This is a genomic window from Streptomyces sp. NPDC045678 (assembly GCF_056432085.1).
Window position 1 is genome coordinate 549,565 of sequence record NZ_JBWKJS010000002.1, and the last position, 8,114, is coordinate 557,678.

The 8,114-nt window shown below is 70.0% G+C and carries 7 protein-coding genes; 5 read left to right on the forward strand and 2 right to left on the reverse strand.

Annotated elements, in window-relative coordinates; all coding sequences use genetic code 11:
- The 3 genes from AC07DO_RS08960 to AC07DO_RS08970 are packed head-to-tail and all read left to right on the forward strand — an operon-like array spanning position 1 to position 4,870.
- Complete coding sequence (locus AC07DO_RS08960; protein ID WP_479057964.1) at positions 1-921, forward strand: ABC transporter permease; 921 nt, start codon at positions 1-3, stop codon at positions 919-921.
- Positions 918-3,134, forward strand: a complete 2,217-nt coding sequence (locus tag AC07DO_RS08965; protein WP_479057965.1) for a dipeptide ABC transporter ATP-binding protein — start codon at positions 918-920, stop codon at positions 3,132-3,134. The genes AC07DO_RS08960 and AC07DO_RS08965 overlap by 4 nt, the downstream gene beginning before the upstream one ends.
- Before the next feature lie 53 nt (positions 3,135-3,187).
- A complete protein-coding gene (locus AC07DO_RS08970) occupies positions 3,188-4,870 on the forward strand; it encodes an ABC transporter family substrate-binding protein (RefSeq protein WP_479057966.1) in 1,683 nt (560 codons plus the stop codon).
- Here AC07DO_RS08970 and AC07DO_RS08975 read toward each other — a convergent pair.
- Positions 4,794-5,807, reverse strand: a complete 1,014-nt coding sequence (locus tag AC07DO_RS08975) for a LysR family transcriptional regulator (RefSeq protein ID WP_479057967.1) — start codon at positions 5,805-5,807, stop codon at positions 4,794-4,796. The two genes, AC07DO_RS08970 and AC07DO_RS08975, sit on opposite strands and share 77 nt — an antisense overlap.
- Positions 5,808-5,979: 172 nt before the next feature.
- Between AC07DO_RS08975 and AC07DO_RS08980 the strand changes: the two genes are divergently transcribed.
- Positions 5,980-6,528: a DapH/DapD/GlmU-related protein gene (locus AC07DO_RS08980; RefSeq protein ID WP_479057968.1), complete on the forward strand. Its 549-nt coding sequence runs from the start codon at positions 5,980-5,982 to the stop codon at positions 6,526-6,528.
- A 30-nt stretch (positions 6,529-6,558) separates the two neighbouring features.
- On the opposite strand, the gene AC07DO_RS08985 is transcribed toward AC07DO_RS08980, so the two are convergent.
- Positions 6,559-7,440, reverse strand: a complete 882-nt coding sequence (locus AC07DO_RS08985; RefSeq protein ID WP_479057969.1) for a sigma-70 family RNA polymerase sigma factor — start codon at positions 7,438-7,440, stop codon at positions 6,559-6,561.
- Positions 7,441-7,522: 82 nt separating this feature from the next.
- Here AC07DO_RS08985 and AC07DO_RS08990 point away from each other — a divergent pair, with 82 nt between their 5' ends.
- Positions 7,523-7,972 (forward strand): carboxymuconolactone decarboxylase family protein, encoded by a 450-nt coding sequence (locus AC07DO_RS08990; protein WP_479057970.1) that lies wholly within the window; start codon positions 7,523-7,525, stop codon positions 7,970-7,972.
- The last annotated feature ends 142 nt before the right edge of the window (positions 7,973-8,114 follow it).

Below are 8,114 nucleotides of genomic sequence, written 5' to 3' on the forward strand. Positions count from 1 at the left end.
ATGGCGACAGCAACAGAGGCCGTCCACCCGCGGACCGATACGGCCCGGCCGCGCGCAGAACTCGGCCGCGGCCGGCTCTACCTGCGCCGCTTCCTGCGCAACCGCCTCGCCGTCGCCGGCGTCGTGATCTTCGCGCTGCTCGTCCTGTTCAGTGTCTTCGGCGACCTGTTCACGTCCTACACCCACACCGACGCCGACTTCACCGCCCTCACCCAGCCACCCAGTGACGTGCACTGGTTCGGCACCAACCAGGGCGGCAACGACATCTACGCCAGTGCGGTGCACGGACTGCGGCGGTCGCTGGTGATCGCCGTGAGCGTGTCCGTCCTGACGATCGCCGTCGCCGCGGTCATCGGTGCGAGCGCCGCGTACTTCGGTGGCCGGGTGGAGAGGCTGACCCTCGCCGTCATCCACTTCCTGCTGATCGTCCCCTCGTTCCTCATCCTCGCGCTGGTGTCCCACCGCCTCGCCGGTGACTGGCGCGCCCTGATCCTCGTACTGACCCTGTTCGGGTGGATGTCCACGGCCCGGGTCATCTGGTCCGTCTCGACGTCGCTGCGCGAACGGGACTACGTGACGGCGGCGGAGTTCATGGGCGTACGCCCCCTGCGCATCATCCTGCGCCACATCATTCCCAACCTCGGCTCCCTGCTCATCGTCAACCTGACGCTCGGTGTCGTCACGACCGTGCTCAGCGAGACCGCGCTCTCGTTCCTCGGGTTCGGTGTCCAGACCCCAGACGTCTCCCTCGGCACGATGCTCGCCGCCGGGGCGGCCACCGTCACCAGCGCACCCTGGCTCTTCGCCTTTCCCGCGGGCCTCGTCGTGCTGCTCACCGTGTCGATGACCTTCATCGGCGACGGGCTGCGCGACGCCCTCGACCCCACCTCTGTGACCGGCGCGGCGGGAGGCCGACGATGACACTCACCACGACAGTGCACGACGAGGTCTCCCCTCTCACCGCCGCCCCCGTGCTCTCCGTACGGGACCTGCGGATCTCCTTCCCCTCCGAGGCCGGGCCCGTCGAAGCGGTGCGCGGCGTCAGCTTCGATCTGCTGCCGGGACGCACCCTCGGCATCGTCGGCGAGTCCGGCTCGGGCAAGTCGGCCACCGCGATGGGCATCATGGGGCTGCTGCCGCCCACCGCCGACGTGCGCGGTCAGGTCCGCCTCGGCGACCAGGACCTGACCGGCCTCGACGACCGGGCGCTGTCGCGCGTACGCGGCAAATCCATCGGCATGGTCTTCCAGGACCCCCTGTCCGCGCTCACCCCCATCTTCCCCGTGGGGCGCCTGCTCTCGGACGCGCTGCGGGTCCACCAGAACCTGTCGAAGAAGGCGGCCTGGGAGCAGGCCGTCGAACTGCTCGACCTCGTCGGCATCCCCGGCGCGCGGGGCCGGGCCACGTCCTTCCCGCACCAGTTCTCCGGCGGCATGCGCCAGCGCGTCGTCATCGCCCTGGCGATCGCCAACCGGCCGCGGGTGCTGGTGGCCGACGAACCGACGACCGCGCTCGACGTCACCGTGCAGGCGCAGATCCTCGACGTACTCCGTCTCGCGCAGCGGGAGACCGGCGCCGGGCTCGTCCTGATCACCCACGACCTCGGCGTCGTGGCGGGCCACGCGGACGACGTCGCCGTCATGTACGCGGGGCGGTTCGTCGAGAAGGCGGATGTGCACGGGCTGTTCCGCAGGCCCACGATGCCGTACACCGCACGGCTCCTGGCAGCGGTGCCGACGGTGGACGGCGGGGTCCGCCGCCCCCTCGTCCCGATCGGCGGCGAGCCGCCCGCCCTGTCGGGCCTGCCCGGCGGCTGCCCCTTCGCGAGCCGGTGCGCCGTCGCGCTCGACGCGTGCCGCGCCGAGGAACCGGAGCTGCGCGAGGTCACGGGACACGGGGAGGTGGCGTGCCTGCGGGCGGCCGAGATCGCCGACGGCACGCTGGATCCGGCGGGGGGCGTCGTGCCCGTCGACCGGGAGGAGGACCCCGGGCGGGCCGCGGGCGGTGATGTGGTGCTGCGCGTCGAAGACCTCGTCAAGACCTTCCCCGTCACCAAGGGCGCGTTGATCAAGCGCAGGGTCGGGACGCTGCACGCGGTCAACGGGGTCGGCTTCGAACTGCGTGCCGGAGAAACGCTCGGCCTGGTGGGCGAGTCGGGCAGCGGCAAGACGACGACGCTGATGGAGATCCTGCGGCTGAGACGACCGGAGGGCGGCCGGATCGAGATCGGGGGGATCGAGATCGGGGCGGCGGTGGATCACGCAGCTCGTGCGGACGCGGGTGCAGGAGCGGGTGCAGGTGCAGGGGCAGGCGCCTCGGTCGGTGGCGCCGCCGTCAGTACGTCCGTCGTCGGCGGCGCCCACGCCACCCACGACGCTCCAGCCGGTCCTCGCAGGACCGGACGCACCTTGCGGCACGACGTGCAGATCGTCATGCAGGACCCGACGGGCGCCCTGGATCCGCGCCTCACCGTCCACCAACTGCTCGCCGAACCCCTGCGGGCCGTGGGACGCGACCGCGCCGCCGTCCGCTCCCGCGTCACCGAACTGCTGACGCTGGTCGGTCTCGACCCGGCGGTGAGCGACCGCTTCCCCGCCGCGCTCTCGGGCGGCCAGCGCCAACGGATCGGCATCGCCCGGGCGCTGGCCACGGACCCGAAGCTGCTCGCCCTCGACGAGCCGCTCTCCGCCCTGGACGTCTCGGTGCAGGCCGGGGTGATCAACCTGCTCGGCCGGCTCAAGCGTGAGCTGGGGCTCGCCTACCTCATGGTCGCCCACGATCTCGCCGTGGTCCGCTACATCTGTGACCGCATCGCGGTGATGTACCTGGGGCACATCGTCGAGTCCGGCGACACGGAGACGCTCTTCTCCGACCCGAGGCACCCGTACACGCGGGCCCTCCTGTCGGCGATCCCGATACCCGACCCCGAGCGCGAACGCACCCGTGAGCGGATCGTCCTGAAGGGCGAGCAGCCCAGCGCCACGGACCTGCCGCGCGGCTGCGTGTTCGTCGACCGCTGTCCCTTGTACCGGTCCGCTGGTGACGACGTCCGGGAGCGGTGCCGTACGGAGCGTCCCGCGACCAGGCCGGTGCCGGGGCAGCGGACTCACGCGTACGCCTGCCACGCCGCGTAGCCGACGCCCCTCTCCTTCCCTTCACCAACCTTCGACTCAAGGACGCTTTTCCCATGCGCACAAGACTGGCCCTGCCCGTCGCCCTCATAGCAGCCGTCTCCGTCACCGCCACCGCGTGCCAGTCCTCATCCGGTGACGGCGCCGCGGGCTCCGGCTCGGACAACGCCCCGTCCGCCGCTTCGGGAGCCGCCGACTACAACCCGAAGGCGTACGACAAGCTCAGGGACGGCGGGACCTACACGACGGCGGGCACGTTCGACGAGCAGGGCAACCCGTTCCACGTCAACGGCACGCTGACGGCGTCCCGGGTGTGGGCCTGGTACAACGCGAACGCGATCACCTTCTCGCCGACCGGCGCGGTGCAGTACAACCCGGACTACTTCAGCGACGTGAAGGTGTCCGTCGCGGACGGCAACCAGAAGGTCGTTCTGACGCTCAACAAGAAGGCCGTCTTCAACGACGGAACACCGATCGACTGGACCGCGATCAAAGCCACTTGGAAGGCCAACAACGGTTCCGACGAGGACTACGCGGCCTCGACCACCGACGGCTACAGCCAGATCACCGACGTCGCGCGCGGCAAGGACGACAAGCAGGCCGTCGTCACCTTCAAGGGCGTCAACGCCTCCTGGCCGAGCCTGTTCACCACGTTCCTGCACCCGAAGGCCGCGAAGGTCGACAACTTCAACAAGGCGTACGTGAAGAAGGCGCATCCCGAGTGGGGCGCGGGCCCGTACACGGTCGGCAAGTGGGACACCCACTCGGGCAACATCACGTTCGTCCGCAACGCGAAGTGGTGGGGCAGGAAGGGCAAGCTGGACAAGCGCGTCTATGTGAACCTGGAGTCGACCGCGGCGATCAACGCGTTCAAGAACGGCCAGCTCGACTACGTCTCCGCGGTCGACGCCGAGAGCCTGAAGCAGGTGAAGGGGCTCAAGGGCACGGAGATCCGGAGCGGTGGCAGCCCGTTCGTGTACTCGCTGTACTTCAACACCAAGTCCCCCGTCCTCGGGGACAAGACGGTGCGCAAGGCGATCCAGGAGAGCGTCGACCGCGGCCAGATCGCGAAGATCCAGTTCCAGGGCCTGGACTACAAGGAGCCGCTGCCCGGCTCGGCCTTGCTCTACAGCTTCCAGAAGGGGTACGAGGACAACGTCTCGGCCGTCCTGAAGTACGGGCCCGACCGGGCGAAGAAGGAACTCGACGCGGCGGGCTGGAAGCCCGGGAGCGACGGGATCCGCGAGAAGGGCGGCAAGAAGCTCGAGGTCGGCTACACGCTGCTGGGCGAGGACCCGTTGGCCAAGGCGACGGCGGGCGCGCTCGCAGCGATGCTGAAGCAGTCCGGCATCCGCCTCACCATCAAGAAGGCCGACGACGCGGACTTCTCCAGCATCCTCAGTGAGCGGAAGTTCGACCTGTTCCTCTCGGGCAACCGCTCCATGGACCCCTTCGGGGCCCGCTACCTCTGCGAGACGTACTGCTCGGACCGTGACTCCAACCTCACGGGCGCCGGGTCCCCGGAGCTGGACAAGGAGATCCGCGCCACGAGCGACATCGCCGACCCGGACAAGCAGGCAGCGGCGGCGAACGACGTCGAACGAAGGGCCCTCCAGGACTACGCCCGGCTCCCGCTCTACAGCGGCCCGTCGACGTACAGCGTCAAGAAGGGCCTGGCCAACGTGGGCGCGACCATCTTCTACAGTCCGCTGCCGGAGACGGTGGGCTGGGAGAAGTAGCCGTCCTGCCCTCGGTCCACGACGGTGTCCAGATGCCGTTGCCCGGGCGGCCGGGGTAGGCCGCGGTGAGGTGGTCGCGGAGGGTGGTCAGGGCCGGGTGGGGGTTGTCCGGGCGCCGGACGAGGGCGTGGGGGTAGACCGGGGTCGGGTCCCTGAGGGGGATGCGGCGCAGGTCGTGGCCGGCGGGCCAGACCAGCGGGGTCTGTTCGCTGACGAAGGTGCCCAGCGTCCTGGAGTTGGCGATGGTGTCGAGCAGGGGTTCGATGCCGAAGTCCGGGCCGACGGAGTCGATGGTGAAGCCGAAGGTCGCGGCGAGCTCGTCGTAGTAGGCGGCCCACTCGGTGCCCGGGGTGTTGCCGGGCATCCAGATCCGGTGGCCGGCGAGCTGGTCGGGACGGATCGCGGGGGCGTCGGCGAACTCGTGGTCCGGGCCCGTGAACAGGTGCAGCGGTTCGTCGAGGACGGGGGTGGCCTCGACGCCGTGCGGGAGTCGCCGGCCCGGCATCGTGACGGCGCGGAACGTCGCGTCGATGACTCCGTCGCGTACCGCGGACAGCGCCGCGGCGGAGTCGAACAGCGTCACGACGTCCAGTTCGGTGTCGGGGTGGGCCCGGTGGAATCCGCGCAGCAGGCCGGCAAGGGAGAGCTGCCGGCCGATCACGTCGACTCGGAGCGCCCGGTGGCCCGGCCGCACGGAGGCCACGGCGCGTTCCGCGGCTTCGATGAAGGCTCGGGCGTGGGGAAGGAAGGCCTGCCCGTCGATGGTCGGTCTCGCTCCGCGCGCGTCGCGCGTGAACAGCTGGACGCCGAGTTCTTTCTCCAGCGCGGCCACCCGCTTCGACACCGCTTGCGGGGTGACCGACAGATCGATCGCTGCCTCCTGGAACTGCTCCGCCTCCACGACGGCGATATAGGTGCGCACGGCGGTGACGTCCATGCGGCCCATCCTAGGCGGACAACCAAACGTTGTTCACACACGCACTGGTTGTTGCTTGATGCAGGGGCAGGGCGGTCTGTTCCATGTCCCGGGTCAACCTTTGGTTGGCCGGGCGACACTGCCGCGAGCCGTGGTGCCCTGCCGCCGTCAGGAGTTCTCATGGGGAGTCTTCATGGCTGATCAGAACCGTCTCTACATCCACACCCCGCAATGGGCGCGCGTGGCCGAGCGCATCGAGCACGTCACCGCCCTCACCTCGCGGCTCAACGTCCTGCCCTTCGACGACAATGCGGGGCGTGCGGCCCTGTTGTCCGACATCATCGGCAAGCCGCTGCCTGCCTCGGTCACCGTCTATCCGCCCTTCTACACGGATCACGGGCTCCGCATCGAGTTCGGCGAGCACGTCTTCGTCAATCAGAACTGCGTCTTCTACGACCAGGGCGGCATTCGCCTCGGCGACGGGGTGCTGATCGGACCCAAGACCAACCTCATCTCCTCCGATCACCCGGTCCGGGCGTCCGAGCGGCCCGAGTTCATCACGCGGGCGCCCATCACCATCGGAGCCGGTGCGTGGCTCGGTGCCGCGGTGACGGTTCTGCCCGGGGTGACCATCGGTGCCGGTGCCGTGGTCGGCGCCGGCGCCGTGGTCACCAAGGACGTTCCGCCGCACACCCTCGTCACCGGGCCTGCGGCGTTCGAGCGCAAGACCTGGGACGACTGAGGACCACCGGGGACGACCGGGTCCGCGGGCTCACGCCGGATCGGGCAGGTTCATCCGGGCGAGCTTCGCTGGGTCGGTCACGATCCTGATGCCCGTGATCCGGCCGTCGGTCACCGTGCACGCGAGCAGCGAGAGAGGGGTGCCGTCCTCGCGCCAGGCGACGTAGCCGGGAAGGCCGTTGACGCGTACCGCGCGCCCTTGAGCCGCCGTGGAGGCGGAGAGCCGCGCACCCGTCGCGACCTTCGTGGCGCCGAGGGCGACGACCGTGCCGGACGGCGTGTCGACGGTCAGTCGCACCTCGGGGTCGAGGACGCGCAGCAGGCCTTCGAAGTCGCCGTGGCGGGCCGCCGCCAGGAAGGCCCGGACCACCTCCCGCTGTTCGCGTCCGGTGCCTGTCGGCCGCTCGGCGCCCCGCACCTTCCTGCGTGCGCGGCTGGCCAGCATCTTGGCGGCGGCGGTGGACTTGCCGAGGATCCGGCCGATCTCGCCGAACGGCACCGCGAACAGGTCGTGCAGCACGAACGCCAGCCGCTCGTTGGGCCCCAGTGAGTCCAGGACGACGAGCAGGGCGAGCCCGACTGAGTCGGCGAGCACCGCGTCGTCCTCCGGAACCGGTCCGTCGTCGACCGTCACGACGAGCTCGGGCAGCAGGCCGTCGTCGTACGGCGTCTCCGGGCGGACCTGACGCGAACGCAGGACGTCGAGGCTGATCCGTCCGACCACCGTGGTCAGCCAGGCCGCGAGGTTGTGGATGCCCGCCGCGTCCTGGCGCGAGAGCCGCAACCAGGCCTCCTGGACCACGTCTTCGGCGTCGGCGTGTGATCCGAGCATGCGGTGGGCGATGGCGCGCAGCCGGTCTCGCTGGACTTCGAACGCCTCGGCCATCGGGTCCGCCGAGCTGGTGTCGGACATGTTGTTACCTTCCTCGGGACTGCTCCGTCATGGGGATGACGGGCCCAAAGGGGCACAGGTAACCGATGAAGGAGCAGCTCCGATGGAAGCACGCGTGAACGCCGCGCCGAATCCCGACGTCACCACGGCGATCCAGCACCTCTACAAGGCGATTCACTCGGGAGGCGTCGACCACCGCCTGCTGGCCCTCGTCCATCTGCGCGTCAGCCAGATCAACGGCTGCAGTCCGTGCATTCACGCCTCGGTCGCGGGGGCCCGGAAGGCGGGCGAGACCGATGAGCGGCTGGACAACGTCGTCGCGTGGCGCGAGACGCCGTTCTACTCCGAGGAGGAGCGGGCCGCCCTCGCCCTGGCCGAGGCCGCCACCCGGATCCAGGACGGCGCGCCGGGCGTGACCGACGAGATCTGGGACGCCGCCTCCGAGCACTTCAGCGAGGAGCAGCTGGGCACGATCGTCCTCGAGGCGTCGCTGACCAACTTCTTCAACCGGATCAACCGCGCGGTGCGGGAACAGGCGGGCAAGACGTGGTGAGTTGAGCCGTACGGACGGCGGCGGGAAGGCGAGAGCGGCACGTGGCGGAGGGTGTGGGGGGGGGGGGTCACCACCAAACGCGATTCGCCGTCTCTATGTTCCCCTCTCTCCCTCTCTCTCCTCCCTTAGGACACCACGAAAA

Bases quoted from the DNA above. Each gene is read 5' to 3' on its own strand.
- AC07DO_RS08960 (WP_479057964.1), top strand. From the start codon at position 1: ATGGCGACAGCAACAGAGGCCGTCCACCCGCGGACCGATACGGCCCGG.
- AC07DO_RS08965 (WP_479057965.1), top strand. From the start codon at position 918: ATGACACTCACCACGACAGTGCACGACGAGGTCTCCCCTCTCACCGCC.
- AC07DO_RS08970 (WP_479057966.1), top strand. From the start codon at position 3,188: ATGCGCACAAGACTGGCCCTGCCCGTCGCCCTCATAGCAGCCGTCTCC.
- AC07DO_RS08975 (WP_479057967.1), bottom strand. From the start codon at position 5,807: ATGGACGTCACCGCCGTGCGCACCTATATCGCCGTCGTGGAGGCGGAG.
- AC07DO_RS08980 (WP_479057968.1), top strand. From the start codon at position 5,980: ATGGCTGATCAGAACCGTCTCTACATCCACACCCCGCAATGGGCGCGC.
- AC07DO_RS08985 (WP_479057969.1), bottom strand. From the start codon at position 7,440: ATGTCCGACACCAGCTCGGCGGACCCGATGGCCGAGGCGTTCGAAGTC.
- AC07DO_RS08990 (WP_479057970.1), top strand. From the start codon at position 7,523: ATGGAAGCACGCGTGAACGCCGCGCCGAATCCCGACGTCACCACGGCG.